Here is a 25,837-nt window from a genome sequence, read left to right on the forward strand (position 1 = left end):
GGGGTCAAGGCCAAGCCGACGGACCTTCACCTGACAGGAACGTGAAAAATCATCCCCCCGGATCAACCCTCCGGATCGGATCCCGGTCCCAGGAAGCATCCCGTTCCGTCCCTTTCCGGAGCCCTGCTCCCTTGGAGGCCTGCATGCGTCTCACGCCACGTTCCCTGACCCTCCTGGCCCTGCCTGCGGGGCTCACCGCCCTGGCCCTGCTCACGGCCTGCGGCGGCAGCAGCTCCACCAGCGCGTCGTCCGGCACGTCCACCACGCCCACGGGCACCGCCTCGATCATCCTGACGGATGCGCCGTCGGACCAGTGGTCGGCGGTGGACGTGGTGGTCACGAAGATCACCCTGGTGAACAAGGCCGACCACACCAAGGAGGTGGTGGCCTTCCAGGGCAGCACGGCCAAGATCAACCTGGTGGACCTGGACAGCGTGGGCGAGCTCCTGGCCACGGCCCAGATCCCCGAGGGCACCTATGACGCGGTGCGGGTCAGCATCGATCCCAGCAGCGTCACGCTGGTCAAGAGCGACGGCACCGTCATCCCCTCCAGCCAGGTGAAGGTGGTGGGCGGCACGAACGTGTGGGTGCCCCTCAGCTCCGACCTCGTGGTGACCCAGGGCAGCAGCAATGCCCTCCAGCTGGACTTCGACCTGTCGCACCCGCTGTTCCTGGTGCAGCTGCCGGACGGCAGCTGGGTGATGAACCTCCAGATCCACCACAAGCCCAACGCCAACGGCATGATGGGCATGGCCCAGATGATGTTCCGGGCCCGCAAGGGCACGGTGGCCTCCGTGGGGACCTCCAGCTTCGTGCTGCACACGGACAGCGGCAACGACCTCACGGTGAACGTGGACAACGGGGCGAAGTTCATCGACGTGGACGCCCACGCCGCGGGTTCCTTTGCGGGTCTGGCTGCCGGGAAGAACGCCCTGGTCACCCTCCGCATGCAGGCGGATGGCAGCCTCTGGGCGGTGCGCGTGTGGTACTCCACCACGGCGCTGCCCCAGTGGACCCCTGAGGGCCATGTCTATGGCGTGGATCGCACCAACAACTGGATCGCCGTGAGCACCGACACTGGCGCCCCCCGTCGGATCTACGTGGACAGCGACACGGCCTTCACCTTCCGCACCGCCCTGAGCCTGGGCACGGGCCCCGCGGCCCTGGCCGACATCTGGGGCGGGTTCAAGGTCCAGGTGGAGGTGAAGGATCCCCTGCAGGCCCAGCTCCATGCCGCTTCCGTGAACGTGCAGCGGGCCGTGGACGGCGGCCGGATCACCGCCGCCGACACCAGCTCCTTCACCTACACCAACCCCTTCTTCGGCCTGAGCCGAACCTACGCCTACGCCAACGGGTTCGACTGGTGGTACCTGGGCCTGCCCGGGACGACCTACGCGGACACCGGGGCCTTCGCCGCGGCAGTCACCGGTGCCGGGGACGTACGGGTGCAGGGCCTGAGCGACCTCACCTGGAACACCACCACCTCGGCCTGGGATGCCGCCAACGCGATCTTCCTGCCCGTGCCCCTGCCCATCGGCGCCATCAGCACGTCCTACAATGGTGGCCAGCTGGGCTTCACCTTCACCAACTCCAGCGCCGCGACGCAGACCCTCACCGTGGGCCTGAACACCACCACTGGCCTGCAGCCTGCGGTGGTGGAGGTCCACAACCAGGCCGGAGTCATCACCGTGACGCCTCTGGATGCGAGCACCTGGAGCGCCAAGCTGGTGGCCCCCACGCCTGCCAAGGTGGCCGTGGTGCCCAAGCCCGATGGCACCTTCGCCGCCTACGCCGTGGCGATCTTCACCGGATTCTGACCAGCGGACCCGTTCCGCGACCTGCAAGCGGCGCCCACCGGGCGCCGCTTGTCCGTGTTGAAACACATTGATCGGGAACCCGCCCCCCGCCTGCGCGCATTGGAGGAGGCAACCCCCTCCTGCTGGTTCCGGAATCCGGAGTCCGAGCCGGATCCGATCCCTGTGCCCTTCCGCGAGGACCCATGCCCCGACCCCCCCGTCCGGCCGCGAGGCCACTCCGCCGGTGCGCCAGGATGACCCTGGCCGCCCTGCTCCTCGCAGGCCTGGGAATCCACGCACGCGCCGGCGCGCCGATCCAGGCCCCGCCCCTCGTCGCCCGGACGCTGGACGGCAAGCCCTTCAACCTCGCGGGATTGAAGGGGAAGGTGGTCCTCCTGGACTTCTGGGCCTCCTGGTGCGTCCCCTGCCGCAGGAGCCTGCCGGCCATCGACGGGCTCCAGTCCCGGTTCGGCGAAGGGACGTTCCAGGCGGTGGGGGTGGCCCTGGACACTGACCAGGGCGCGATCTACGACTTCCTCGACCAGACGCCCGTGCACTTCACCATCGTGCCGGATCCCTCGGGCCACCGTGCGGAGGCCTTCGGGGTGGTGGCCATGCCCACCAGCTTCCTCATCGATGCCGAGGGACGCATCGTCGCCCGGTTCGAGGGCGGCGAGCACCTGAAGGAGGAGGCAGACGCCATCGCCGCCCTCATCCGGACCGGGGAGAGCGCACCCGCGGCGGGCTACCGCGTGGCGCCGGGACTGGAGGCCAAGGGCGGCCTGAAGGCCTGGCAGCGGGGCCACCTGGCCGATCCCATCATGAACCTGGACGGCGACCGCCTGACGAGTGTGCTGCGGGAGCACATCCAGGCCAGCAAGGAGGGCGCCGCGGGTACCGGTGGCGCCGCAGGAGGCGGCTGTGGCTGCAACTAGGACCCTCCGCCGCCGCGAGGTGCGCGTCCTGCCGGGGATGCCCTGGCTCGTGGCGGGCCTCGGCCTCCTCGGGGGCCGCCCGCTCCAGGCCCAGTCCTCCGTGGAGCTGCGGTACCTGTTCTACGGCGAGTCCGATGGCCGCACGCAGGTCCAGAACCCGAACCTCCTCCTGCACCAGGAACTCGGCCCATCGCTCGGCCAGTTCGACCTCCTGCTCTCCCACGACGCCATCTCCGGGGCCTCGCCCAGCGGCGCCTACCCGACCCTGGACGTGACCACGACCACCTCGGCCTCGGGCACGAGCGCCACCAACGCCGCGGGAAAGATCCCCATGGTGCCCTACACGGACGAGCGGAACGGCCAGGACTTCAGCTACAGCCGGCGGATCGGCGCGCACCTGCCCACCCTCGACCTCTCGCACTCCGTGGAGAAGGACTACCTCGCCCGGGGCTTCGGCCTCTCCGATGCCTGGACCATGGCGGACGGCCGCGGGACGCTGCACTACGGGCTCTCCTGGGCCGACGACACGGTGGCGCCGGTGACCCAGACCCAGCGCTTCGCCAAGAAGACCCGGGGCTACGCCCTGGGCTGGACCTGGGTGCTGGGCCAGGACGACCTGGTGGATGTCTCCGCCAGCCGCATGGAGCTGAGTGGATACCTGGACGAACCCTACCTCGTGGTGCCCGTGGGGACCGGCACCGTCCGGGACCACCGTCCCGACACCCGCACCCGGGATGCCCTCTTCCTGAAGTACGGCCACTACTTCGACGACTGGGACGGCGCCCTCAAGACCACGTACCGCTTCTACCGCGACGACTGGGGCCTCCGGGCACACACGCTCGACCTCACCTACGACCAGCACCTGGACGGCGGCTGGGTCCTCTCGCCGCGGCTGCGGCTCTACAGCCAGAACGCGGCCGACTTCTACGGGGCCTCCTTCGCCGCCCCGCAGCCCTACGCCTCCGCCGACTACCGCCTGTCGGCCTTCCACAGCGTCCTGCTGGGCTGCTCCGTCTCCACGGATCTCCTGCCGGGGCTGACCCTCAGCCTGGGCGGGACCTACCAGATCCAGCAGGGCCAGGACCCGATCCTGCCGCTGGCGGGGGGGACCCTGGGAACCGCCTCGGCCGCCTTTTCCGGGCCCTCCGTCTCCGCCGCGGACGTGAACACCACCACCTTCACCGTGGGGCTGAAGTGGCAGTACTGACGGCTCCGGAGGCGCGCGTCCTCTACACCACGCGGTTCCCCCTCATGGGCGGCGAGGCCCTGATCCGCTTCGCCGACGACCGGGGCCCGGCCCGGGCCGAGCGGGCCGCCCGGGCGGCCGTGGCGGAGGCGCGCCGCATCGAGGCGAAGTACTCCCGCTACCGGGCCCAGAGCGTGGTCTCGGAGATCAACCGGGAAGCCGGTCGCGGGCCGGTGGTCATCGACGCCGAGACGGAGCATCTGATCCAGTCCGCGCTGGAGCTGTGGAGGGCCACCGGCGGCCGCTTCGACCCCACGGTGGGCGCGCTGCGCCGGGTGTGGGACTTCAAGGCGGCCCGGGTGCCCTCCGCCGCGGAGGTGGCGGCCCTCCTGCCCCTGGTGGAGGCCCGGGCCGTGGAACTCCGGCACGGCACCGTCGCGCTGGGGCGGCCGGGCATGGAACTGGACCTGGGCGGCGTGGGCAAGGAATACGCCGCGGACCGGGTGGCCGAGCGGCTGCTGGAGGAGGGCGTGGCCTCGGCGGTCATCAACTTCCTGGGCGATGTGCGGACCCTGGGCCGGCGCGGGGACGGCCGCCCGTGGCGCGTGGGCGTGCAGGATCCCCGCGACCGGGGCCGCTGTCGGCTGGTGGTCCGGGTCGGGGCCGAGGCGGGCGTGGCCACCTCCGGTGACTACGAGCGGGGCTTCATCGAGGATGGCGTCCGCTACCACCACCTCCTGGACGCCACCACCGGCTGGCCGGCGCGGGGCCTTGCCTCCGTGACGGTCGTCGCCCCCACCGCCTTCGATGCGGGCCGGCTGGCCACGGCCGCCTTCCTGCTGGGACCCACGGCGGGGCTGGACCTGCTGGAGGGCGCGACGGGCGTGGAAGCTGCCATGATCACCGAGGCGGGCGACCTGCTCGCCACCTCGGGCCTGGGCGCCATCGCGGACCTGGCCGGGTAGGAGGGTCCCATGGATCGCCGGATCATCCCGCTGCTGGCCCTGCTCTCCCTCCACGCCTGGGCCTTCGACCCGGCCGTGGATGTGGCCCTCGCAGCCGTTCCCGGGGGCCTCCGGGTGTCGGTGCCTTCAGGAGCCCACCTCAAGCAGCGCACGTTCAAGGTGATTCTCGCCTCGCCCCGGGGACGGTTGGCCGTGGGGCCGCTGCCGCCCCCTTCGGGTCGCGACGAGGCCGGGGACCCGGTCTGGCGCGGCGTGGTGCTCATCCCGCTCGAGGGGCACGGGCTTCCGGATCCCGTGCCCCTGGCTGTCACCTATCAGCCCTGCACCGAGGGGCCGGCGGGTGTCTGCTACCTGCCCCAGCACCGGACGGTGATGGCCCGGGCGGCGGACCTGGAGCCGGGGCCGCGCCCGCCCGCCAAGGCGCGGTGAGCGGCCCGGGGGATTCCTCCTAGGCCTCGTCGGCGCTGGGCCCGTAGAGGGCGGGCACGGGCACGTCGAGCATCCGCAGGTAGCCGGCCAGCTGGGCCCGATGGTGGATGAGGTGGTTCATCACGAAGCTGCGATACACCGCGATGCGGGGCATGGCGAGCAGCGTCTCGCCCTGGTTCTTGAGGGTCCAGACCACCTGGAGGTCCGCGTCGGGGGCCTTGGCGAGGGCCGCCAGCGCCCCCTCGACCCCGGCGTCCAGGGTGTGGAGCAGGCCTTCGACGGTGCTGCTGGGCTTCGGCTGCCGGGCCTGGGTCTCGGGCAGGCCGAGGTCCAGCTCCGTGAGGGTCAGGGTGCTGACGGTCCAACCCGGGATGCTGGCCAGGTGGTTGGCCAGGTCGCCCAGAGTGAAGGACTTGGGATGGGGACGGTAGTCGAACCGGTCCGTGGGGAGGCGCTCGATCACGCGGCGGAGGCCCGCCATCTCGTGCTCGAACTCGGGGATGAGGGTCTTGGCGATGGCCATGCGGGCTCCTTGTGAAGAGAGGGATAGCATGGCCCCTGATCCTGACAGCGTGGTGTCAGGAGGGTTCAGATCCTCGCCTTCCCGGTCCGGACCATGCCCAGGTAGTCCTCGAGGCCGCGTCCGGGGACGGCCTCGAAGGGGTCGAGGAGCTCGACCCCGCGGATCCGGTCCACCCGGAAGGTGCGGAGGGCCTCGCGCAGCTCGCACCAGGCCGCCAGGTGCCAGCGGTAGCCCCAGAAGATGACGCCCAGGGGCTGGAGCACCCGGTCCGTGGCGGTGCCGTCCGCCCGGATGTAGGCCACCCGCACCCGGCGCTGTTCCCGCAGCCCCTGGCGCAGCTCCCCGAGGAAGCGGGCGGTCTCGGGCGGCACATGGTGATCCGGGACGAGGAAGGGGAGGTCCGTGAGCGCCTTCCTCCGGCCCGGGGGCAGGACGCCCTCCACCTTCCGCACCAGGCTCTCGGCGGCCTCCCGCAGCGAAGGGTCCCCCCAGGCGGCCACGATGCGCGCGCCCAGGAGCAGCGCCTCGCCCTCGTCCGCGTTGAACATGAAGGGCGGCAGATCAAAGTGGCGGGGCAGGCTGTACCCCACGCCGGCCTCGCTCTCGATGGGCACGCCGGAGGCCATCAGGTCGGCGATGTCGCGGTAGAGGGTGCGCGCGCTGATGCCGAGCTCCTTCGCCAGGCGGGCCGCCGTGCTGATGCGGTCCCTCCGCAGGAGCTGCACGATCTGGAACAGGCGATCGGCTCGACGCACCGCGCACGCTCCCCCTCAGGCCACGCCGATGATCGCCCCCACGTTGAAGCTGGGGTGCCGGTCCATGAGGGGCCGGGGCGGGGGGATGCAGACGAGGTCGCGGAAGCCGGCGTGGTCCAGGGCCGCCATCCAGGCTTCCGGGGTGAGGAAGCCGTGGACCGGTCGCCAGCGCGGGTCCAGTTCCACGTCCGTGAAGCTGCGCAGGAAGGAGAAGACGAATTCGAGGTAGATGGGGTGGCCGAGGGAGGGTTTCATGCACTCCCCAAGCACCAGGCGGCCGCCGGGTTTCAGGCGGGACCGGAGCTCCCGCAGGACGGCCTCCAGGTTCCGGGCGACGTGGACCACGTTGATGGCCACGATGGCATCAAGGCCGGCGGGTTCGATCCCCTGCTCGTCCATGGACCGGTTCAGGTCCAGGGGGCGGAAGCGGAGGGGGAGCCCGGGCGCGGCGGCCCCGAGATCCCGCTGGGCCCGCCGGAGGAAGGCCGGGGCCACGTCCGTGAAGACGTACTCCGCGATGCGGCCGAGCCAGCCTTCCTCCGCGCCGCGCTGGGCCAGCAGCCGGGCGAAGGAACCCACGCCCCCGCCCAGCTCCAGCACGCGGCTCCCCGCGGGAAGCCCCTCCCGCAGCGCCAGGAGGGCCAGCAGGTTGTTGGGGTAGTACACGGGGTTGTCGTTGCGGAAGTAGGCGAGCCAGAGGGGGAAGAGCGCCAGGTCGAAGAGCAGGCCATCGCCCGGCCTCCCCTCCGTGAAGAAGGGCGGGATATGGGTGCGCACGCCGTCCAGCAGGTCGAAATTGGCACCGTGGCCGGGCGCGGCGGCCTCGGCCGCGGCCCGGATCCCCGCCAGGTCGAGGGTGGGCGAGTCTTCGAGGAAGTAGCGGCCATCCCGGAGCTCCAGCAGGCCCTCCTGGGCGAGGAAGGGGAGCATCCAGGCCAGGGGGACCCGCGCCTGGGCGGGCAGCCCGGCGCAGAGGCCGTCCAGGGTGGTCCCGGCCCGGAGGGCGGCCTCCCACCCCAGGTCGAGCAGCAGGGACAGGGCGGTGCCTGCGGTGTAGAGCTCAGAGGCCCGGTGCAGCAGGAGGAAGGGACGGTCCAGGACCGCCGCGATCTCGGGGCCGTGGGGGCCCAGCAGGCCCGGATCCGGCGGCGTCCCGAGGCTGCCCGGGATCTGGGCCGGCCCGAGGTCCATCAGTCCATCATTTCACTGATGCTGCGGCCCCCGTGGATGCGCAGGATGGCGTCCCCGAAGAGCGCGGCGGTGGACAGCACGCGGAGGCTGGGCAGGCCCTTGGCCCGCTCGGGCGGGATGGGGATGCTGTCGGTCACCACCAGCTCGTCCAGGTCCGCCGAATTGAGGGTCTCGATGGCGCTGCCGGAGAGGACGGGATGGGTGACGCCCACGCGCACGGTGCGGGCGCCGAACTCGCGCAGGATCCGGGCAGCCTCCTTGATGGAGCCGCCGGTGGCGATCTCGTCGTCGTAGATGATGGCGTCCTTCCCCTTCACGTCGCCGATGAGGGCCACGCTCTGGGCCTTCTCCGAGTCGTCGAAGCGGCGCTTGTCGATGATCGCCATGGGCACGGACAGCCGCTTGGCGAAGTGGCCCGCGAACTTGGCCGCGCCGGCGTCCGTGGCCACCACCACAGCATTGGAGAGGTCCTTCGTCCGGAAGTAGTTGGTGAGGATGGGCGTGGCCAGCAGCTGGTCTGCGGGCTTCCGGAAGAAGCCCAGGATCTGCGGGGCGTGCAGGGTCATGGTGAGCACCCGGTCGGCGCCGGCGGTCTCCAGCAGGTCGGCCACCAGGCGCGCCGTGATGGAGATGCGCGCCTCGTCCTTCTTGTCGCTGCGTGCGTAGGGGAAGTAGGGCAGGACGGCCGTGATCCGCGCCGCGCTGGCGAACTTCAGCGCGTCGATGAGGATCAGCAGCTCCAGCAGGTTGTCGCTGACCGGCGGGCAGGAGGTCTGGATGACGAAGACGTCCGATTCGCGGACGTTCTCCTCCACCTTCACCTTGATGTTCTCGTTGGAGAAGCGGGTGATCTTCAGCTTGCCCAGGGGCATGCCCATGTGGGTGGCGATGCCCTTCGCCAGGTCCGGGTGGCTGCTCCCGGAAAACACCTTCATCTCGCCGAACATGCTCGCCCCTGTCGCATCGTCGGTTCCAGTCTAAGGGATTCCAGCCGGGCCGTCCCGCGGTTCTCCCCGCGGCGGGAGCGGCCCCGCGCCGGATGGCCCCTGGATGCTGCGGTAACTGAGTCTGTATCACATGGATATCCGTTTTTCCGTTCCCCGGGACCTGGACTACGATGGCAGTCAGCCAGCGGCCGAGAGAGAGTGCGCCCACCGCTTCCCGCCCTGCGGAGGTCCCATGCGCCTGAACGAGCCGGTCACCCAGCGCGAGGTGTCGTTCGATCCGGAGGAGGTCCTGATCTCCAAGACGGATCTCCGCGGCGTGATCACCTACGCCAACGAAGCCTTCATCCAGGTCAGCGGCTACGGCCCCGGCGAGCTGCTGGGCCAGCCCCACAACCTCCTGCGCCACCCGGACATGCCCCAGGAGCCCTTCCGCGACCTCTGGGCCACCATCCAGGCGGGCCGTCCCTGGACGGGCATCATCAAGAACCGGTGCAAGAACGGCGACCACTACTGGGTGTTCGCGGACGTCACGCCGATCCGCGAATCCGGCCGCGTGGTCGGCTACATGTCCACGCGCAGCCGGCCGGACCCGAAGGATCGCGCGGAGGCGGAAGCCCGGTACGCCCGGCTGGCGAGAGGCGCGGATGTCGGGCCCGACCTGGCGGAACGCCTCGGGGGCGTCGCCCTGGCCACGCGGTTCAGGGTGATCTTCCTGGTGCAGGTCCTGGGCGGACTGGGCTGCCTTCTGTACGCGGGGCTCACGCGGGAGGTGGACGTCCTCCTCGCCGGCCTGCTCTGGCTGGCCACCGCCGCCATCGTCCAGGTCGAATCCAGGCGCATGGTGCGGAACCTCGGCTCGCTCACCCAGGCGATGGAGAGCTGCGACCTGAGGGTGCAGCTTCCCGTGAGGGGGGCGCTGGAACTCCGCAGCATGGCCCATGCCTTCAACGTCCTCAACGGCCGTTTCCGGAGGGTGATCCGCGACCTCGCGCGCATCTCCCGCACCATGGTGGGCCAGAACGCCGCGCTATCCAGCGCGACGGAGGAACTGTCGATGAGCCTGCGGTCCATGGCGGAGAACAGCCGCAGCCAGGGGGCCGCGGGCGAGGTCATGGCTTCCGGCGTCACGCAGCTTGCCGCGAGCGTGTCCGAGATCGCCTCCAGCGCGCGCCTCGTGGAGCAGCAGGCCAGCGAATCGGACCAGACCGCCGCGGAGGAGGAACGGGCCGGGGAGGACCTGTCCGTGGCCATGCAGGGCATCCGGGCCTCCACGAGCCAGATGGGGAAGGCCGTCACGGTGATCGGGGAGATCGCGCGGCAGACCAACCTCCTCAGCCTGAACGCGGCCATCGAGGCGGCGAAGGCGGGGCACCAGGGCGCGGGCTTCGCGGTGGTGGCCGAGGAGGTCCGGAAGCTGGCGGAGCGATCTGCCGAGGCGGCGCGGGAGATCACTGGGCTCATCGCGGTCTGCAACCAGACCGTGGATCGCGGCGGTGAGCTGGTGGGCGTGGCTGTGGGGGTCGGGCGCAAGGGACACCTCCTCGCGGATCGCCTGCTGGGCATGTCCCACGAGATCGAGCACGCCACCGAGGAGCAGACCAGCGCCAGCCTGGAGGTGGCGCAGCAGGTGGAATCCATCCGCCGGGCCCTGGAGTCCCACGTCCATGCCTCCGAGGAGATGAGTTCCGCCTCGCGGGAGATCGCCCGCATCACGATGGAGGCCCAGGCCATCTCCCAGCGCCTGGCCGATACGGTGAACCAGTTCCAGGTCTAGACCCGGCCCCCGCCGACCCGCTCGATGCGGGCCCCGACGCCCTGGAGCTTCCGTTCCAGGCCCGCGTAGCCGCGGTCGAGGTGAATCGTTCGCCGGTGCCCGGAGGGCAGGGCCGCCTGACTCGATGTCAGGTGGCCCAGGCGGGCGATCCTGCCACCAAGACCCTGCCTCCGCCGACGCGCTCGATGCGGGCCCCGACGCCCTGGAGCTTCCGCTCCAGGCCCGCGTAGCCACGGTCGAGGTGAATCGTTCGCCGGTGCCCGGAGGGCAGGGCCGCCTGACTCGATGTCAGGTGGCCCAGGTGGGCGATCCTGCCACCTAGACCCTGCCTCCGCCGACGCGCTCGATGCGGGCCCCGACGCCCTGGAGCTTCCGCTCCAGGCCCGCGTAGCCACGGTCGAGGTGGTAGATGCGGTCCACCACGGTCTCGCCCCGGGCCACGAGGCCGGCGATGACGAGGGCGGCGCTGGCGCGGAGATCCGTGGCCATGACGGTGCAGCCCGTGAGCTCCGCCGGGCCAGCCACGATGGCCGTGTGCCCGTCCGTGCGGAGGTTGGCGCCCAGGCGCTCCAGCTCCATGGCGTGCTGGAAGCGGTTCTCGAAGATGCCCTCGTTGATGACGCTGATGCCGGAGGCCTGGGTCATCACCGCCATGGCCTGGGCCTGCAGGTCCGTGGGGAAGCCGGGGAAGGGCTGGGTGCTGATGTCCTTGGAGTGCAGCTTCTGGCCGCACTCGCGCTGGATGCGGAGCTGCCGGCCCTCCTGGGATTCGCGCTCGGTGAGGACGCAGCCGGCCCGCTCCAGCAGGTCCAGCAGGGAGCGCAGGTGGTCCGGCTCGCAGCGGTCCAGCACCACGTCGCCGCAGGCCGCGGCCACGGCGCAGAGGTAGGTGCCGGCCTCGATGCGGTCCGGAATCACCGCGTGGGCGCAGCCGTGCAGGCCCGCCACGCCCGTGACCGTGAGCGTGCCCGTGCCGATGCCCTCGATCCGGGCGCCCATCTCCACGAGCAGCTGGGCCAGGTCCCCGATCTCGGGCTCCTGGGCGGCGTTGCGGAGCACCGTGGTGCCCTCCGCCAGGGTGGCGGCCATGAGGATGTTCTCCGTGGCCCCGACGCTGACCTTCTCAAAGGTGTGGTCGATGGCCCTCAGGCGGCCCTTCACCGAGGCGTGGATGTAGCCGTGACTGATCTCGATCACGGCGCCCATGCGCTCCAGGGCCTCCAGGTGGAGGTTCACGGGCCGCGCGCCGATGGCGCAGCCGCCGGGCAGGCTCACGGTGGCCTTGCCGAAGCGGGCGAGCAGGGGCCCCAGCACGAGGATGGAGGCGCGCATGGTCTTCACCAGCTCGTAGGGGGCCTTGGGATCCTCGCTGCCCGCGCAGGCCAGCCGGGCGGTCAACTCGAAGCCCTCGCCCTCGGCATCCAGGGTGGCCTCCGTGCCCAGGGCCTGCAGCACCTTCACCATGGTGCGGATGTCCGCCACCGCCGGCAGGTTGGACAGCACCACGGGATCCGCCGTCAGCAGGGCCGCCGCGAGGCAGGGCAGGGCCGCGTTCTTGGCACCCGACACACGGATGCGGCCCCGCAGGGGCTGGCCACCTTGGATCACCAGTCGGTCCATCGAATCTCCAGGCCTCCAGCGTAGCCCATCCGTTCCCAGGGCTTCCGGTTCCGGGGGAGGGGCCTCCGCGGAGGCCGCCGTGGAGCGAGGAGCCCCCGGTGGGGCCTGAATCCATCCAAGCCCGCAGTTCCGCTGGCGCATCCCCCGGGATGAAGCCAGGATTGGATGCATGAAATCATCAGCAGATACAAGACTGATGATGGTTAAAAAGATGTAATCAGATGTGGGCATCCAGGGAGCTTCCTTGGGCGGAATTCGAAGGTCTGGGGTCTGCCAGCTGCTCGGTCTGGTGGCTGTGGTCCTGCCCCTCCGGGCCGCCAATCCCGTCAGGCCCTGGAACGCCCTGGAGGCCCGGAAGGCCACCATCGGGAAGATCACGGTGGAGATCGGCGACGTCTTCGACCTCTCCAAGCCGGCCGAGAACACCTGGGTCGGACGGACGGCCAACCACCTCCACTCGTCCACGCGGGAGCAGGTCATCCGGAGGGTGCTCCTCTTCGCGGAGGGGGATCGGGTGCGGGCCCGGCGCATCTACGAGACGACCCGGCTCCTGCGGGCCCTCCCCTTCGTGCGGGACGCGAGCATCGATCCGGTGCTCCAGCCGGACGGGACCGTGGTGGCCCTGGTCCGGGTCCGGGACGCCTGGACCACCCAGGTGAACGTGGGCTATTCGCAGGTGGGAGGCCAGGCCTCCACGAACTTCGGGGTCGATGAACGGAACTTCCTGGGGACGGGCAAGAGCGTGGCCTTCGATCTGTCGAAGGATTCCGAGCGCAGCACCTGGGGGCTCGCCTACGGGGATCCCCAGCTCTTCGGAAGCCGGTGGACCCTCGCCGCCCACACCCAGTACCTCACCGATGGCTACGTGCGCAGCATCCAGCTGGAACGGCCCTTCTTCGCCCTCGACACCCCATGGTCCACCGGGGTGGTCCTGTCGCAGAGCCACTCCAGCCTCAGCCTCTACGATCAGGGGGTCCAGATCTTCCATGTCCCCTTCATCCAGAATGAAGTGCGCCTGACCGGGGAGCTGCTCCTCGGCGCCTCCGGGGACCGGGTCTGGCGGGGGGGCCTGCTCCTGAAGCGGGAGGACACCAGCTACGGGGTCATCACCCAGACCGGTCCCCCCGGGGCCCTGACGGCGCCCCTGCTTGCCAGCCGGCGCCTCCGGGGGGTGGCCCTCACGTTCTCCACCCAGAAGGACGCCTTCGACACCTTCGTGGACCTGCAGGGCACGGACAGTCCGGAGGACTACAACCTGGCCTGGATCGGGAAGCTGGAACTGGGGGTCTACAGCCGTTCGCTGGGCTCCACCCTGGCTGCCCCCTTTTTCCGGATCCAGACCGGGAGTGGATGGTCCCGTTCCAGCGATGACCTCACGCTCCTGGCCGCCTCCTGGGAGGGGCGGAACCCCCCGGGGGGGCTCGAGGACAGCCGCCTGTCCCTCTCCCTCACGAAGTACCGCAAGCTGACCGAGAAGCAGATCCTGGCGGGCCTGGTGGCCGTGGACCACGCCCGCCGTCCGGATCCCGAGCACTGGTACTACATCGGGGGCGACCAGGGCCTGAGGGGATATCCCAACCAGGTCCACCCCGGGGATGCCCGGTGGACAGCCTCCTTCGACTACCGGCTCCTGACGGATCAGCGGTGGTGGGGAATCGTGAGGATGGGGTACAGCGCCTTCGTGGACCTGGGGGCCATCCGCCGGCTGGATGGACAGGGCTGGTCCAGGACCTATGCCGATGTGGGCGTCGGGCTCCGGCTGGGGAACCTCAAGAGCTCCGTGGGCCGGGTCATCCTCCTGAGCGTGGCCGTGCCCCTGAATCGCGAGCCCTACCAGGCCCGCTGGCAGTTCACGGTCGGCAACGCCATGCGCTTCTGACGGGACCCGGAGGGCGCCGCCGGTTTCAGAGGAGGCGGCCCTGCATCGCCTGGCTGGGAACCGGTCCCCAGATCCGCCCGTCCTGGCTGTCGGGGCGGTTGTCGCCCAGGACCAGGTAGCCCTCGCCGCAGGCCTGCCGACCCGCGCCTCCGCGCTCGGGGTGGACCACCCAGGGCTCGTCCAGGGTGTGCCCGTCCACGCGGAGGTCCGGCCCGTCCCAGGTCACGGTCTCGCCCGGCAGGCCCAGCACGCGCTTGACGGCCTCGCCCTCGGGGCCGGCCACCACCCAGACCTCGCCCCGGCGGGGCGCGGGGCAGGCCCAGGCCCGCAGGACCCAGCGCAGGTCGCCGCTGTGCAGGGTGGGCTCCATGCTGTGGCCCGCCACGCGGACGGGATGGACCACGGCCAGGGGCGAGAGGGTCAGGGCCAGGGCGGCGACGGGGATCCAGGGCTTCATGGTCACGCCCCTAGGGTGCGGGCGGAGGGGGCATCGTTCCCGGTCAGGGCCGCACGGCCAGCCGCCGGCCCTGGCCGTCCGTGAGGGCCACTTCCTTGAGGCCGGCCGGGGGCGGCGCGAAGGGGGCGAGTTCGGCGGCGAGCCTCCGGGCCAGGGCCAGGGGGCCGTCCAGGCCCAGGTCGGAGAGGAGGCGGCCCTGCAGGGGCGCCAGGGCCCGATCGAGGGCGGCCTCCAGGTCGCGGAAGTCCACCACCACGTCGAAGCCATCCAGCCCCTGCCGTTCCGCCACGACCTCCACGGTGTAGTCGTGCCCTTCCCACCGCTCGGCGCTCCGGAACACCACCGACAGGGGGCGGGTCACGGCGGCTTCGAAGTGGAATTCGGGGGTGCCCAAGGCTGACTCCGGGTCGGGCCTTCAGTTTGTCATGGCCACGGCTACACTGTCCGTTCGAGCACGGCATACCTGACAAACGGGTGAATGAAATCCAGCGGACGGCCCCGCGCCGCCCCTGGCGTCACTGGATGCATCTGGGAGGGACCATTCCATGCAGGCCCTGGAAATCGCACTGTTCTGGATCATGACGCTGGGCGCCGGCGCGTTCTTCGTGTGGACCATGCGGAAGCGGCTGGCCACGCTGAAGGCGGGGCTCCCGGACAACCGCTTCGACCGGACCGGCGAGCGCCTCAAGGGCGTGTTCACCCTGGTCTTCGGACAGAAGCGGCTGCTGCGGGACCCGTACGCGGGCCTCTACCACGTCCTGATCTTCTACGGCTTCTGCGTCCTGTCCCTGCGCTCCATCGGCCTCGTCTTCGAGGGGCTCTTCCCGGTCTTCCACATGACCGAGGCCCTCGGCCGCTTCGGCCTCGGCTACCAGGCCACGAAGGACATCTTCGAGGTGCTGGTGCTGGTGGGGCTGGCCATGTCCGCCTTCCGGCGCCTGGTCCTGAAGCCCTGGCGGCTGGAGAACTCCGCGGACGCCTGGCTCACCCTGAGCCTCATCGGCGGCCTCATGGTCACGGACCTGCTGGCCGACGGCGCCTACATCGCCCTGAACCATCCCGCCTGGGCGGCCTGGTCCCCGGCCGGCACCTTGGTGGCCGGCTGGCTGGGCGGCATGAGCCCCTTCGGGCAGCTGGCCCTCTTCAAGGCCATGTGGTGGCTGCACCTGGCCCTCCTCTACGGCTTCGGCAACTTCCTGCCCTACTCCAAGCACTTCCACGTCTTCACGTCGCTCTTCAACATCTACTTCCGCGAGCTGGAGCCCAACAAGAACCTGAAGCCCATGGACCTGGAGGCCGAGCACTTCGGCATCAACCGGATCCAGGACTTCACCTGGAAGCAGATGCTGGACTTCTACACCTGCGTGGAGTGCGGCCGCTGCCTGGAGAACTGCCCCACCACGCTCACCGGCAAGCCCCTCCGGCCCAAGGACTTCGGCACCGACCTCCGCGACTACCTGAAGGCCACGCCCCTGGAGCAGATGGGCCAGGATCAGCCCGTGCCGGAGGGCCGCAAGCTCATCGGCGGTCCCGTGCCCGAGGGCGCCGTGTGGAAGCGGGACGAGGAGCATGCCCCCTGGAGCAAGGAGCAGCTGGAGGGCTGGATCAGCCAGGACACCATCTGGGCCTGCACCAGCTGCGGCTACTGCGAGTGGGCCTGCCCCCTGCAGATCAGCTTCGTGGACAAGCTCGTGGGCATGCGCCGCTACCTCACGCTGGAGGAGAGCGACTTCCCGGCCGAGGCCCAGACCGCCTTCAAGGGCATGGAGCGCCAGGGCAACCCCTGGAACCTGCCCCAGGCCGACCGCGCCAAGTGGGCCGAGGGCCTCGAGGTGCCCACGGTGGAGGAGAAGCCGGATGCCGAGTACCTGTTCTGGGTTGGCTGCGCGGGTTCGTACGACGCCGCGGGCCAGCGGGTCTCCAAGTCCCTCGTGAAGCTGCTGAAGGCGGCCGATGTCTCCTTCGCCATCCTCGGCACCGAGGAGTCCTGCACCTGCGAATCCGCCCGGCGCCTGGGCAACGAGTACCTCTACCAGTCGGCCACCGAGGCCAACATCGAGACCCTCAAGGGCCACGGCGTGAAGAAGGTCGTCACCAACTGCCCCCACTGCCTCAACACCCTGAAGAACGAGTACCCGGCCTTCGGGGGCGATTTCGAGGTGGTGCACGGCACCGAGCTGGTGGCGAAGCTGATCTCCGACGGCAAGGTGAAGCTGGAGCAGACCGTGGACGTGGACCTCACCTACCACGACCCCTGCTACCTCAGCCGCATCAACGGCCAGGTGGAGGCCCCCCGCGCCATCCTGGACGCCATCCCCGGCGTGAAGCTCACCGAGATGGAGAAGCACGGCGAGGCCACCATGTGCTGCGGCGCCGGCGGCGGCCGCTTCTGGCTGGAGGAGCACCTGGGCAAGCGGGTGAACCACGAGCGCTTCGAGCAGGCCCTGGAGACCAAGGCGAACACCATCGCCGTGGGCTGCCCCTTCTGCAACGTCATGCTGAACAACGCCGCCGGCGAGACCGGCCACGAGGGCGTCGCCACCACGGACATCCTCGAGCTGGCGGCCAAGGCCCTGAAGTAGCCTGGGACCTGGAATCGCGAAGGGGGCGCCCCGGCGTCCCCTTCGTGCGATCGGGGCAGGTCAGTGGCGGTCGGCGATCGCCTGGATGGCCTTCACGAACCTGCGGGCGGCCCCGGTGTCGAAGGGCGGCTTGCCGGCGTCGGTGAGCGCCTTGGTGGCCGCGTTGTAGTCCCGCATGGCCGCATCCAGGTCCTGCATGTCCTGGTGGGTGAAGGTGGAACCCTTGGCCGCCAGGTCGGCGAACGCCTTGTTCGCGGCCGGGTGCTCCTCCCTGGGGAGGGCCAGGAGCACGGCGGGCTCCATGCTCCGCACCAGGCCGACCGACAGGCCGAAGGCCACGCCCCTGACGCCGTGGGAGGTGTCCACCTGGATGCCCCTGGCGGCCAGGTCGGCCTTCACCTGACGGACCTTGCGGACGAAGAGGATCCCGGCGATCGCGAGGACCACGGCGAGGAACAGCAGGAAACCGCCGCAGCCGATGAGCCCCCATTTCAGGGCGGGGTTCATGGCCGGCTTCGGAGCCGGAGGCTGGCCTTGGTTCATGGAGGCTCCAGGCTGGGGCCCCCCAGCCTGCCACAGGGCCGGCACGTTGTCCAAAGGCCCCCGGACCGCCTACCGGCTGAACAGGTTCTTCATGACGTACATGGCCATCATGGGATTGGCGGCCAGGCGGCGCTTGAGGTAGTGGATGGCGTACTGCCACTCCTCGGCGAAGGGCACGTAGAGGCGCATCACATGGCCCTTCTTGACGAGCTCCTGCTGGAGCGCCGTCCGGGGCACGCCCAGGAGCATCTGGAACTCGAACTTCCCGGTGGGGACGCCCCGCTGCTCCAGGTAGGCCAGGCAGCGCCGCACCAGGGACTCCTCGTGGGTGGCGATCTCGGGGTAGTGGCCGTGGTCCAGCAGCAGGCCCACGTGCTCGAAGAGCTTCTCCTTCATCGCCGGCTTCTCCTGGAGGGCGATGTCGGCGGGCTCCTTGTAGATGCCGATGCAGATGCGGACCTTGCAGGGCTTGGCGTGCAGGTTCCTGATGTCCTCCGTCGTGCGGAAGAGGCGGCTCTGGAGCACGATGCCCACGTTGTCGAACTCGTCGCGGAGCTTCCGGAAGATCCGGAGGGTCGCGTCGGTGAAGGTGTGGTCCTCCATGTCCACGGTGATGTGCAGGCCGTGGGGCGCGGCGGCGGCCACCACGCGGTGGAGGTTGGCGTAGGCGTAGTCCTCGCTCTCGTTCATGCCCAGCTGGGTGGGCTTGAGGCTGATGGAGGCATAGGGGCGGTCCTTCAGGGCCTCGATCATGCGGAAGTAGATGGCCACCGTGGCCTCCACGTCCTCGCGCTTGAAGACCTCCTCGCCCAGCAGGTCCACGGTCGAGTAGAGCCCCAGGTCCTTCTTGAGCTGGTCCGCCTTGGCCACGCCCACCGCCAGGCTCTTCCCGGCGACGTAGGGCGCGGCGACGAACCGCACGAGCGGGGCGGGCATCAGGTCGATGAGGGTGCGCTTGAGATCCATGGGGGCTCCTTCCCGGCCCTCGTTCCGGCCGGGAAGATGTACCATATCGCAAGGCATCCGGCCCCGCCGGCGCCGGACCGGGAATTGGGATGCGGGTCACAGGGCCCGGCCTTCCGGCAAAAGCCTTGCCCCGCGTGGGCCGGCTTGCGAAATACTGAGCTACAGGTGTCCCCATGCCCCTCGATCCGCGCCTTCTCGAGATCCTCTGCTGTCCGGCCTGCCACGGTGACCTGGTGGAGCGGGTGGACGGGCTCCACTGCCAGGGCTGCGGGCTGCTCTATCCCATCGAGGACGGGATCCCGGTGATGCTGGTGGATCAGGCGAAGAGGGTGGGCCAGTGAGGCTGGACCGTTCGCAGGCCGAGACCCTCCTCCGCCGCATGGAGGGCCGCAAGGTGGCCGTCCTGGGCGACGTGATGCTGGACGAGTACCTCTTCGGCGAGGTGAACCGCATCTCCCCCGAGGCGCCCGTGCCCATCGTGCGGGTGGTGCGTGAGCAGGCCGTGCTGGGCGGCGCGGCCAACGTGGCAGCCAACCTCAAGGCCCTGGGCGCCGAGCCCCTGCTCATGGGCACCCTCCAGAAGGACGCCGCCGGGGACCGCCTGCTGGGCCTCCTGGGCCGCCTGGGCATCTCCATCTCCGGCCTGGTGCTGGACCCCTCCCGTCCCACCATCATCAAGACCCGCGTGGTGGGCCAGCAGCAGCAGATGCTGCGCATCGACCGCGAGGAGGCCGGTCCACCGGAGGCCGCGGTGCTGCTGGGGCTGCGGGAACGCCTCGCCCGGGCGGTGGAGGAGGCCTCGGCCCTGATCGTCTCCGACTACGCCAAGGGGGTGGTCTGCGAGCCGGTGATGGCGACGGTGCGCGAGCTCTGCGCGGCCCGGGACATCCCCTGGATCGTGGATCCCAAGCCCGCCCACAAGGCCCTCTACCGCGGCGCCACGCTCATGACGCCCAACACCAAGGAGGCCTCGGAGCTGGCCCAGCGCCCGGCCAGGAGCGACGCCGAGGCCGCGGAGGCGGGCCGCGCCATCCTGGCGGAGCTGGGGCTGAAGGGCCTGCTGGTCACCCGCAGCGAGCGGGGCATGGCCCTCTTCGCGCCGGGCGGTGACCACGGCGCCCCCTGGATGATCCCCACGGAGGCCCGGGAGGTCTTCGACGTGAGCGGCGCGGGCGACACCGTCATCGCCGCCTTCAGCGCGGCCGTGGCCTCCGGCGCCGACTGGCGCGAGGCCGCCATGCTGGCCAACGCCGCCGCCGGCGTGGTGGTCGCCAAGGTCGGCACCGCCACCGTCACCCCTGCGGAGCTCCTCACCCACTACCACGAGCAGGAGGCGAACTGACCTCCGGCCGGGCCCCGGGGATTCCACCGGGCTGGGGCGGATCGCCCCCCCGTCAGGTCAGTCGCGCAGCTCGATGGCGAGCAGGAAGCGGTCGCCCTTGGAGAGGCGCTCCTTCACCTGGGTGAAGTTCAGGTCGAAGGTCTCGGTGTCGCCGGGCTTCACGGTGCCGAGCTTGGTGCCGCCCGAAGCCACGCCCAGCAGGTTGCCGTCCTTGTCCAGCACGGCCACGGCGAAGCCGGGCACCTTGGGGTACTTCCCGGTGTTGGTGACCTCCACCTGGGCGCGGGTGCCGAACTCGGCGCCCTTGAAGATGTTGAAGAAGCCGGGCTCCACCTTCCGCCGGTTGAAGAAGATGCTCGTGACCTTCAGGCCGTCCAGGTTGACCGTCATGGGGAGGGTGCGGTCCCAGATGAAGGGGAAGCTCCCGCTGTAGAAGGAGAGGGGCTGGGCGGACGCTTCGGGCGCGGCGGCGGGGGCCGAAGCGGGCACTGGGGGAGGCGCCTGCGGGAGCGCCAGGAGCGCGGCGAGGATCAGGGGCTGCATGTCAGTTCTTCCCTCCGAACAGGCCGCCGAACAGGCTCTTCTTCGCGGAGCCGGGATCCCCGGCCGTCGGGAAGGCCTCGCCCATGGATGCCGCGGGCACCGAGGTCCGTTCCCGGCGCAGGCGGTCGAAGACCGGCCGCAGGCCGGGGACCTTGTAGGCTTCGAGCCAGTGCTCGCTGAACTGGCGCGCCACCAGATGCCCCTCCAGGATGCGTCCCTCCTCCACCCACTGCGTGAGCTGGGACATGGTCAGGCCCGGGTAGATCTCCTCGCCGATCTTCAGGCGGAGGAGTTCGGCCTCCGGCGTGCCGGGGACAGGCGCCACCGGGAGGGGCAGGGGGCCCGAGGAGAGCGTCTGGGCCGCAGCCAGGGCCCGGGTGGTGTCCGCCACGGGGCTCTGGCTCTGGGGCGCGGCCTCCAGCAGGTCGCCGGCCCGGAGGGCCACGGTGGGTTCCGACGCGCCGGCGGGGGCGGGGACCGCGTCCGAGGCCATGGCGGCCATCACCTCGTCCCGGGTGAACCGCACGGTCGACCCGGAGGCCGGCATGGCCAGGGGCGAAGCCGGGGGCGCCGGGGTTTCGGCCACCTCCGGCAGCGGCGAGGGTGGCGTGGGATGGGTGCCGCCCAGGGTCTGTTCCAGGGCGGAGAGGGTGGCTTCCAGGTCCATGGGGGAGGGCTGCTTGGGGCCCTTGGCCTCCCCGGCCATGGTGGCCACGTCGCCGAAGAGCTTCTCGATGGCGTCGCGGGCGGAGGTGTAGCCGGACAGGGTGGATTCCGTGATCTCGGGGGGCAGGGGCGGCAGGGCCGGGGCCTCGGGCTTCGCCTCGGGCAGGGCCTCCGGGGTCTCCACCAGCGTCTTCTCCAGGATCTCGGATTCAGCACCCTCCAGATCGCCCAGGGTGAGGGAGGGCGCCTCGAAGGCCTCCGGGGCGGCAGCGGCTTCGGCTTCCGGAGCCGCGGCCAGGAGCCGCTGGACCACGTCGCCGATGGGGAACACACCCTGGCAGGAGACACAGCGTGCGCGGCGGAGCGAAGGCTTCAGTCGCTCCGGCCGCAGGCGGTATCGGGTGGAGCAGCTCGGGCAATGGATCGCTTCGGCCACCTGGAACTCCTGGAATTTCACGAAGCATAACACCGGATAGCGCCAAGGTATGCTCGGAGGTCGGGAGGTCCGGTGCCGGGCGTGTTCATCACCATCGAGGGCGTGGAGGGCTCGGGGAAGTCCACCCAGCTGCTGCGGCTCTCGGAGCGCCTCCGCCACCTGGGCGTGCCCCTGGTGGTCAGCAAGGAGCCCGGTGGCACGGCCCTGGGAAGGGAACTGCGCCGCCTGCTGCTGGAGCCCCACCCCAGCGGGGAGGCCTGGTGCCCCGAGGCGGAACTGCTGCTCTTCTACGCGGACCGGGCCCAGCACCTGCACGCGCTGATCCGCCCCAGCCTGGAGGCCGGGAAGGTGGTGCTGGTGGACCGCTTCGAGGACTCCACCCGGGCCTACCAGGGCGCCAGCGGCGTCCCGGACTCTGCCCTCGACCGCCTGAGCGAGCTGGTATTGCGCCGGCTCCGGCCCCACCTCACGGTGCTGCTGGACATGGACCCGGAGACCAGCCTCCAGCGGGTGGAGGTCCGCAACCTGGCCTACGGGGCGGAATTCGCGGAGACGCGCTTCGACCAGGCCGCCCTGGACTTCCACCGCCGCGTGCGGGCCCGCTTCCTGGCCGTGGCCCAGGCCGAGCCCAACCGGGTGGCCGTGGTGCCTGCGCGCGACCCCGTCGACCAAGTGGAGGCCGCCATCTGGGTGCGCGTGTCGGCGCTGCTCCGCAGCGCCGGGTTCGCGGTGGACTGATGTTCGCGCCCGCCCTCCAGGGCCACCGGCCCATCCGCGAGCGCCTCCTGGCGCGGCTCCAGGCCGGGCGCATCCGCGGTTCGCTCCTCTTCGCCGGCCCCGAGGGCATCGGCAAGCGCCGCGTGGCCCTGGAGCTGGCCCAGCGGGAGATCTGCTTCCGCCGCACGGCCTGCGGGGCCTGCGAGGGCTGCCGCCTGTTCGAGGGGGACGACCTGCCCTACGAGCTGCCCAACCTCCTGCGGATCACGCCGGAGGGCAAGGCGGGCGTCATCCGCATCGACCAGATCCGCGAGGGCCTGGATTCGGCCAACCAGCCCCGCTTCAGCCGCGGGGTCATCGAGTGGGCCTCCCTGGCGCCACCGCCCAACTGCCACCGGTGGATCCTGGTGGAGGAGGCCCACCGGCTGAACGAATCCAGCGCCAACATCCTCCTCAAGACGCTGGAGGAACCGCCCCAGGACACCCACTTCATCCTGGTGACCCACCGGCCCGAGGCCGTCCTGCAGACCATCCGCAGCCGGTGCGAGCGGATCCCCTTCGCGCCGCTTGCCGGCCCGGAGGCCTGGGAGGTGGCCCTCCGGCACGGGTGGACGGACACCGACCGGGCCCGCTGGTCCGCCCTGGGCGAGGGCAGCCTGCGTTTCCTCGAAGAGGACGTCTTCCGCCGGGCCGAGGCCCAGGTGGAGGCCTGGCTGGCCCTGCTGGGCGGGGCCGCCTTCTCGGAGGCCGCGGGGCCCCTGCTGCCCGAGAAGGACGGGGGCGTGGCCCAGGGCGAGCAGCTCCGCCAGCCCCTGGAGCTGCTGCTGCGCCTGCTGGCGGACCTGGCCCGGATCCGCGCCGGGGCCCCGCCTGCCCTGGCCCCCTGGGGGGAGCGGCTCGCCGCCCTCGCCGCCGGTCCCCTGGATCCGCGCCCTGGACAGGAGGCGGCCCTGGAGGCCCTGCGCCACCTGCCCCGCAACCTCAGCCCCGAGCCCCTGCTGCGGGAAGTGGCGCTGGCCCTGCGGACGGCCTGAACCGGCTGTCGTGACCCCCATCACGGGGGCCGAGCCTAGAATGGATTCAGGAGAAAAAACTCCTGAACCGGAGGCCGCCATGTCCGAACCCCTCTATGGCCATGACCTGCTGAGGCTGCTGGTGGCGCGCGGCGGGGCCTGCAGCCTGGAGCAGCTCCGGGCGGATGCCGTGGGCGCCTACGGCTCCGAGGCCACCTTCTGCAACTGCCACGGCGACACCTTCGACCTGGAAGGCGTGCTGGGCTTCCTCGCCCGGAAGGGCAAGCTTGACCTGACCGACGGCCAGGTGCGGATGGGTCCCGCGCCCGCCTGCCAGCACTGAGGTCGCCAGTCGGTCTTGGTGCCCGGGGATGTTGCTAGGATCTCCGTGACCGCACCTCGCCCCTGGACCTCGTGAGCGCCACCCGGAACACCTCCCCTCCGACATCCTCCCACCGCTCCTTCCTGATCCGGCTGGGCGTGGGCATCGCCCTGCTCGACCTGTGCGTCCTCTTCATGGCCATGGCGTCCCTCCGCCAGAGCCTCCGCAGCCACCGGGAGCGGGCCATCGCCACGGCGCAGAACCTGGTGCAGGTCCTCGACCACTACGTGGGGGACACCATCGGCAAGGCCGATCTCGCCCTGTGGGCCGTGAAGGACGAAGTCGAGCGCACAGGCGGGGCCCCCCGCGACCTCGACGGCTTCCTCCGGCGGCAGCACGAGCGCGTCCCTGGGCTGCTGGCCCTCCGCACCACCGACGCCCGGGGGGTGGTCGTTCACGGCAGCGGGGAGGGGGCGGGCCAGGTGGTGAGCCTCGCGGATCGCGAGCATTTCCTCCGGCTCCGGGACGACCCGGATGCGGGCCTGGTGATCTCGAAACCCCTGCTGGGCCGGCTCACGGGAAGCTGGGTGATCGTCGCGGCCCGGCGCCTGGAGGGGCCGGGCCGCCGGTTCGCGGGCATGGCCCTGGCGGTGATCTCCCTGGACCAGTTCCAGCGGGCCTTCTCCGCCCTGGATGTGGGCCCGCACGGTTCCGTGGCCCTGCGGGACCTGGACCTGGGGCTCATCGCCCGGTACCCCGAGGCCGGAAGCGCGGGCACCGCCGTGGGGCAGAAGGTCGTGTCCCAGGCGTTCCGGGACTTCGCGAAGTCGGGACAGCGGGTCGGGATCTACCGGACCACCACGCCCTTCGACCAGGTCCAGCGCACGTTCGCCATCCGTCGGGTCGAGGGCCTGCCCTACTTCATCCTGGTGGGTGTGGCCGATCGGGACTACCTGGCCGGCTGGCGGTGGGAGGTGGCCCAGGAAAGCCTGGAGGTGGCGCTGATCTGGGGGCTGACCCTGCTGGGGTTCGCGCTCATCCGCCGCACCTGGCTGCGGCAGCAGGGCGTCCGGGTGGAACTCGAACGCCTGCTCGCCGAGGTGAAGACGCTCGGCGGCATGCTGCCCATCTGCAGCCACTGCAAGAAGATCCGTGACGACAAGGGCTACTGGAACCAGATCGAGGCCTACCTCAACGAGCACACCGACGCCGAATTCACCCATGGCATCTGCCCGGACTGCGCCCGGGAGGTCTTCCCGCACACCTCCGGGAAGAACACGGTGATCTAGCCTCCGCGCGGATCCCCGCGGACAATGGACCCATCGGGAGGCTCCATGCAGCTGCTGCGCATCAACCACCTGGGCATCGCGGCGCCGGGCCTGGACGAGGCTGTGGCCCGCATGGCTCGGCTTTTCGGGATGGCCGCGGACCACCTGGAGGAGGTGCCGGACCAGAAGGTGAAGACGGCCTTCTTCCCTGTGGGCGAGAGCACCCTGGAATTCCTGGAGAGCACGGATCCGGAGGGCCCCATCGGGAAGTTCCTGGCCAAGCGCGGCCCGGGCCTCCACCACGTCTGCTTCGAGGTGGACGACATCGACGCGATGGTGGCCCACCTCGTGGCCCAGGGCGTGCGCATGATCGACGCCCAGCCCCGGCCCGGGGCCCACGGCTGCCGCGTGGCCTTCATCCACCCGGCCGAGACCGGCGGCGTGCTGATGGAGCTGAGCCAGGGGGGGTAGACCTTGAACCGCGCCTTCATCAAGGATCCGGATGACGCGGGACGTCCGGAAGACGTGCCGGAGCGGCCGCAGAGCCCCCACCCCAACTACGTGACGCCAACGGGGCACCGCCAGCTGCAGGCCCTCGTCGCCGGGCTCGCCGCGCAGCGGGACCGTCTGGTCGAGCAGGGGAAGCTCGCGAATCCGCAGGAGCTCGCCCTGGTCCAGCGGGACCTGCGCCACTACGAGACGCGCCTGGCACGGGCCATCCCCGTGGATCCCCGGGGCAGGCCCGGGGACCGGGTCCACTTCGGGGCCGTGGTGGAGGTCTGCGACGAGACCGGCCAGGCTGGGACCTACCAGATCGTCGGGGAGGACGAGGCCGATCCCGCCCACGGCAAGATCAGCTGGGTTTCGCCCCTGGCGGAGGCGCTGTTGAACGCCGAGCCGGGCGAGGAGGTGGTCTGGCGCCGGCCGGCCGGCACCACGCGGCTGGAAATCCTCGCGATCCGCCCCGGCCCGGCGGAATGAG

27 protein-coding genes are annotated in these 25,837 nt (G+C 70.8%); 16 read left to right on the top strand and 11 right to left on the bottom strand.

The window, feature by feature from the left end:
• Positions 1–143 precede the first annotated feature (143 nt).
• The 5 genes from QSJ33_RS14145 to QSJ33_RS14165 all read left to right on the top strand — a co-directional run bounded on the left by QSJ33_RS14145 (position 144) and on the right by QSJ33_RS14165 (position 5,311).
• Positions 144–1,817: a DUF4382 domain-containing protein gene (locus tag QSJ33_RS14145; protein WP_285727310.1), complete on the top strand. Its 1,674-nt coding sequence runs from the start codon at positions 144–146 to the stop codon at positions 1,815–1,817.
• A 233-nt stretch (positions 1,818–2,050) separates the two neighbouring features.
• The gene (locus tag QSJ33_RS14150; protein WP_285727312.1) at positions 2,051–2,731 is read left to right on the top strand and encodes a redoxin family protein; all 681 of its coding nucleotides are present in this window, start codon (positions 2,051–2,053) and stop codon (positions 2,729–2,731) included.
• Positions 2,718–3,938, top strand: a complete 1,221-nt coding sequence (locus tag QSJ33_RS14155; RefSeq protein WP_285727314.1) for a DUF3570 domain-containing protein — start codon at positions 2,718–2,720, stop codon at positions 3,936–3,938. Before QSJ33_RS14150 ends, QSJ33_RS14155 begins: the two co-directional genes overlap by 14 nt.
• On the top strand, positions 3,926–4,882 hold the full coding sequence (locus QSJ33_RS14160) for an FAD:protein FMN transferase (RefSeq protein WP_285727316.1): 957 nt from the start codon (positions 3,926–3,928) through the stop codon (positions 4,880–4,882). Before QSJ33_RS14155 ends, QSJ33_RS14160 begins: the two co-directional genes overlap by 13 nt.
• A 9-nt stretch (positions 4,883–4,891) precedes the next feature.
• Positions 4,892–5,311 (top strand): protein-disulfide reductase DsbD domain-containing protein, encoded by a 420-nt coding sequence (locus QSJ33_RS14165; protein ID WP_285727319.1) that lies wholly within the window; start codon positions 4,892–4,894, stop codon positions 5,309–5,311.
• A 19-nt stretch (positions 5,312–5,330) separates the two neighbouring features.
• Here QSJ33_RS14165 and QSJ33_RS14170 read toward each other — a convergent pair whose 3' ends face one another.
• From QSJ33_RS14170 to QSJ33_RS14185, 4 genes are all read right to left on the bottom strand, one after another.
• Positions 5,331–5,834 (bottom strand): DinB family protein, encoded by a 504-nt coding sequence (locus QSJ33_RS14170; RefSeq protein WP_285727321.1) that lies wholly within the window; start codon positions 5,832–5,834, stop codon positions 5,331–5,333.
• Between the two features lie 65 nt (positions 5,835–5,899).
• A complete protein-coding gene (locus tag QSJ33_RS14175) occupies positions 5,900–6,589 on the bottom strand; it encodes a helix-turn-helix transcriptional regulator (RefSeq protein WP_285727323.1) in 690 nt (229 codons plus the stop codon).
• A 15-nt stretch (positions 6,590–6,604) separates the two neighbouring features.
• On the bottom strand, positions 6,605–7,780 hold the full coding sequence (locus QSJ33_RS14180) for a class I SAM-dependent methyltransferase (RefSeq protein ID WP_285727325.1): 1,176 nt from the start codon (positions 7,778–7,780) through the stop codon (positions 6,605–6,607).
• Entirely contained in the window at positions 7,780–8,727 is a 948-nt protein-coding gene (locus tag QSJ33_RS14185; protein ID WP_285727327.1) for a ribose-phosphate diphosphokinase, read from the bottom strand. The genes QSJ33_RS14180 and QSJ33_RS14185 overlap by 1 nt, the downstream gene beginning before the upstream one ends.
• A gap of 232 nt (positions 8,728–8,959) precedes the next feature.
• Between QSJ33_RS14185 and QSJ33_RS14190 the strand changes: the two genes are divergently transcribed.
• The gene (locus QSJ33_RS14190) at positions 8,960–10,501 is read left to right on the top strand and encodes a methyl-accepting chemotaxis protein (RefSeq protein ID WP_285727329.1); all 1,542 of its coding nucleotides are present in this window, start codon (positions 8,960–8,962) and stop codon (positions 10,499–10,501) included.
• A 318-nt stretch (positions 10,502–10,819) separates the two neighbouring features.
• Here the strand turns inward: QSJ33_RS14190 and murA are convergent, their stop codons facing one another.
• Entirely contained in the window at positions 10,820–12,121 is a 1,302-nt protein-coding gene (gene murA, locus QSJ33_RS14195) for a UDP-N-acetylglucosamine 1-carboxyvinyltransferase (protein WP_285727331.1), read from the bottom strand.
• 244 nt (positions 12,122–12,365) lie between these two features.
• Here murA and QSJ33_RS14200 point away from each other — a divergent pair, with 244 nt between their 5' ends.
• The gene (locus QSJ33_RS14200; RefSeq protein WP_285727333.1) at positions 12,366–14,000 is read left to right on the top strand and encodes a BamA/TamA family outer membrane protein; all 1,635 of its coding nucleotides are present in this window, start codon (positions 12,366–12,368) and stop codon (positions 13,998–14,000) included.
• A 25-nt stretch (positions 14,001–14,025) separates the two neighbouring features.
• On the opposite strand, the gene lepB is transcribed toward QSJ33_RS14200, so the two are convergent.
• Both lepB and QSJ33_RS14210 read right to left on the bottom strand, forming a co-directional pair.
• The gene (lepB, locus tag QSJ33_RS14205) at positions 14,026–14,457 is read right to left on the bottom strand and encodes a signal peptidase I (protein ID WP_285727336.1); all 432 of its coding nucleotides are present in this window, start codon (positions 14,455–14,457) and stop codon (positions 14,026–14,028) included.
• A 43-nt stretch (positions 14,458–14,500) separates the two neighbouring features.
• Positions 14,501–14,851 (bottom strand): 6-pyruvoyl trahydropterin synthase family protein, encoded by a 351-nt coding sequence (locus tag QSJ33_RS14210; protein WP_285727338.1) that lies wholly within the window; start codon positions 14,849–14,851, stop codon positions 14,501–14,503.
• A gap of 151 nt (positions 14,852–15,002) precedes the next feature.
• On the opposite strand from QSJ33_RS14210, the gene QSJ33_RS14215 reads away from it, so the two are divergent.
• On the top strand, positions 15,003–17,039 hold the full coding sequence (locus tag QSJ33_RS14215) for a (Fe-S)-binding protein (RefSeq protein WP_285727340.1): 2,037 nt from the start codon (positions 15,003–15,005) through the stop codon (positions 17,037–17,039).
• A gap of 60 nt (positions 17,040–17,099) precedes the next feature.
• On the opposite strand, the gene QSJ33_RS14220 is transcribed toward QSJ33_RS14215, so the two are convergent.
• On the bottom strand, positions 17,100–17,582 hold the full coding sequence (locus QSJ33_RS14220) for a hypothetical protein (protein ID WP_285727361.1): 483 nt from the start codon (positions 17,580–17,582) through the stop codon (positions 17,100–17,102).
• Between the two features lie 69 nt (positions 17,583–17,651).
• On the bottom strand, positions 17,652–18,548 hold the full coding sequence (locus QSJ33_RS14225; protein ID WP_285727363.1) for a proline dehydrogenase family protein: 897 nt from the start codon (positions 18,546–18,548) through the stop codon (positions 17,652–17,654).
• 173 nt (positions 18,549–18,721) lie between these two features.
• Between QSJ33_RS14225 and QSJ33_RS14230 the strand changes: the two genes are divergently transcribed.
• On the top strand, positions 18,722–18,889 hold the full coding sequence (locus QSJ33_RS14230) for a Trm112 family protein (protein WP_285727365.1): 168 nt from the start codon (positions 18,722–18,724) through the stop codon (positions 18,887–18,889).
• A complete protein-coding gene (rfaE1, locus tag QSJ33_RS14235) occupies positions 18,886–19,890 on the top strand; it encodes a D-glycero-beta-D-manno-heptose-7-phosphate kinase (RefSeq protein WP_285727367.1) in 1,005 nt (334 codons plus the stop codon). The genes QSJ33_RS14230 and rfaE1 overlap by 4 nt, the downstream gene beginning before the upstream one ends.
• A 57-nt stretch (positions 19,891–19,947) precedes the next feature.
• Here the strand turns inward: rfaE1 and QSJ33_RS14240 are convergent, their stop codons facing one another.
• Entirely contained in the window at positions 19,948–20,433 is a 486-nt protein-coding gene (locus tag QSJ33_RS14240; RefSeq protein ID WP_285727369.1) for a hypothetical protein, read from the bottom strand.
• A gap of 1 nt (position 20,434) precedes the next feature.
• Entirely contained in the window at positions 20,435–21,535 is a 1,101-nt protein-coding gene (locus QSJ33_RS14245; protein WP_285727371.1) for a zinc-ribbon domain-containing protein, read from the bottom strand.
• Positions 21,536–21,607: 72 nt separating this feature from the next.
• Between QSJ33_RS14245 and tmk the strand changes: the two genes are divergently transcribed.
• The 6 genes from tmk (at position 21,608) to QSJ33_RS14275 (ending at position 25,836) form a co-directional block, all read left to right on the top strand.
• On the top strand, positions 21,608–22,273 hold the full coding sequence (gene tmk / locus QSJ33_RS14250) for a dTMP kinase (RefSeq protein WP_285727373.1): 666 nt from the start codon (positions 21,608–21,610) through the stop codon (positions 22,271–22,273).
• Entirely contained in the window at positions 22,273–23,286 is a 1,014-nt protein-coding gene (locus QSJ33_RS14255) for an AAA family ATPase (RefSeq protein ID WP_285727375.1), read from the top strand. Before tmk ends, QSJ33_RS14255 begins: the two co-directional genes overlap by 1 nt.
• A gap of 79 nt (positions 23,287–23,365) precedes the next feature.
• Entirely contained in the window at positions 23,366–23,608 is a 243-nt protein-coding gene (locus tag QSJ33_RS14260) for a DUF2492 family protein (protein ID WP_285727377.1), read from the top strand.
• A 71-nt stretch (positions 23,609–23,679) separates the two neighbouring features.
• Positions 23,680–24,876: a PDC sensor domain-containing protein gene (locus QSJ33_RS14265; protein ID WP_285727379.1), complete on the top strand. Its 1,197-nt coding sequence runs from the start codon at positions 23,680–23,682 to the stop codon at positions 24,874–24,876.
• Between the two features lie 45 nt (positions 24,877–24,921).
• Complete coding sequence (gene mce / locus QSJ33_RS14270) at positions 24,922–25,326, top strand: methylmalonyl-CoA epimerase (RefSeq protein WP_285727381.1); 405 nt, start codon at positions 24,922–24,924, stop codon at positions 25,324–25,326.
• Positions 25,327–25,329: 3 nt separating this feature from the next.
• Entirely contained in the window at positions 25,330–25,836 is a 507-nt protein-coding gene (locus QSJ33_RS14275; protein WP_285727383.1) for a GreA/GreB family elongation factor, read from the top strand.
• Position 25,837 lies beyond the last annotated feature (1 nt).

The sequence above is a fragment of the Geothrix rubra genome (genome assembly GCF_030268065.1).
Lineage (GTDB): Bacteria > Acidobacteriota > Holophagae > Holophagales > Holophagaceae > Geothrix > Geothrix rubra.

Bases quoted from the DNA above. Each gene is read 5' to 3' on its own strand.
- QSJ33_RS14185 (WP_285727327.1), bottom strand. From the start codon at position 8,727: ATGTTCGGCGAGATGAAGGTGTTTTCCGGGAGCAGCCACCCGGACCTG.
- lepB (WP_285727336.1), bottom strand. From the start codon at position 14,457: ATGAAGCCCTGGATCCCCGTCGCCGCCCTGGCCCTGACCCTCTCGCCC.
- QSJ33_RS14190 (WP_285727329.1), top strand. From the start codon at position 8,960: ATGCGCCTGAACGAGCCGGTCACCCAGCGCGAGGTGTCGTTCGATCCG.
- QSJ33_RS14230 (WP_285727365.1), top strand. From the start codon at position 18,722: ATGCCCCTCGATCCGCGCCTTCTCGAGATCCTCTGCTGTCCGGCCTGC.
- QSJ33_RS14180 (WP_285727325.1), bottom strand. From the start codon at position 7,780: ATGGACCTCGGGCCGGCCCAGATCCCGGGCAGCCTCGGGACGCCGCCG.
- QSJ33_RS14260 (WP_285727377.1), top strand. From the start codon at position 23,366: ATGTCCGAACCCCTCTATGGCCATGACCTGCTGAGGCTGCTGGTGGCG.
- QSJ33_RS14145 (WP_285727310.1), top strand. From the start codon at position 144: ATGCGTCTCACGCCACGTTCCCTGACCCTCCTGGCCCTGCCTGCGGGG.
- QSJ33_RS14170 (WP_285727321.1), bottom strand. From the start codon at position 5,834: ATGGCCATCGCCAAGACCCTCATCCCCGAGTTCGAGCACGAGATGGCG.
- QSJ33_RS14150 (WP_285727312.1), top strand. From the start codon at position 2,051: ATGACCCTGGCCGCCCTGCTCCTCGCAGGCCTGGGAATCCACGCACGC.
- QSJ33_RS14225 (WP_285727363.1), bottom strand. From the start codon at position 18,548: ATGGATCTCAAGCGCACCCTCATCGACCTGATGCCCGCCCCGCTCGTG.
- QSJ33_RS14215 (WP_285727340.1), top strand. From the start codon at position 15,003: ATGCAGGCCCTGGAAATCGCACTGTTCTGGATCATGACGCTGGGCGCC.
- QSJ33_RS14165 (WP_285727319.1), top strand. From the start codon at position 4,892: ATGGATCGCCGGATCATCCCGCTGCTGGCCCTGCTCTCCCTCCACGCC.
- mce (WP_285727381.1), top strand. From the start codon at position 24,922: ATGCAGCTGCTGCGCATCAACCACCTGGGCATCGCGGCGCCGGGCCTG.
- murA (WP_285727331.1), bottom strand. From the start codon at position 12,121: ATGGACCGACTGGTGATCCAAGGTGGCCAGCCCCTGCGGGGCCGCATC.
- QSJ33_RS14255 (WP_285727375.1), top strand. From the start codon at position 22,273: ATGTTCGCGCCCGCCCTCCAGGGCCACCGGCCCATCCGCGAGCGCCTC.
- QSJ33_RS14240 (WP_285727369.1), bottom strand. From the start codon at position 20,433: ATGCAGCCCCTGATCCTCGCCGCGCTCCTGGCGCTCCCGCAGGCGCCT.
- QSJ33_RS14220 (WP_285727361.1), bottom strand. From the start codon at position 17,582: ATGAACCAAGGCCAGCCTCCGGCTCCGAAGCCGGCCATGAACCCCGCC.